Raw genomic sequence first — 241 nt, 5'->3', positions numbered from 1 at the left:
CCCCCCGCCGCCCCCCCCGCCCCGTCCCACCCGCCACGCTGCACAAAGCGCAAACCCTCCAGTCAGCGACTAGCAGCCATCTCCGCTTCAATCTCATCAGCACCTCGCGCCAACCCCGCTGTCAGCACGTGATGCCCGCTGTCGGTGACCTCTTCGTCCTCCTCGGTGCGAAGGCCGATGCCGCGCAAGCGCGCTACCCCGCTGCGGTCGTCGGCGCTGTTGTACAGTCCCGGTTCGTTGG

General features: G+C 68.9%; 1 pseudogene. It reads right to left on the bottom strand.

Annotated elements, in window-relative coordinates:
* Nucleotides 1-62: 62 nt before the first annotated feature.
* A pseudogene (locus ACQG3P_RS22600) lies at nt 63-241 on the bottom strand (Xaa-Pro aminopeptidase); the annotation flags it as partial.

The sequence above is a fragment of the Stenotrophomonas sp. SrG genome, from assembly GCF_050031795.1.
Lineage (GTDB): Bacteria > Pseudomonadota > Gammaproteobacteria > Xanthomonadales > Xanthomonadaceae > Stenotrophomonas > Stenotrophomonas rhizophila_A.
The sequence above is the reverse complement of the archived record's forward strand: the minus strand, read 5'-3'. Positions and strand labels throughout refer to the sequence as shown.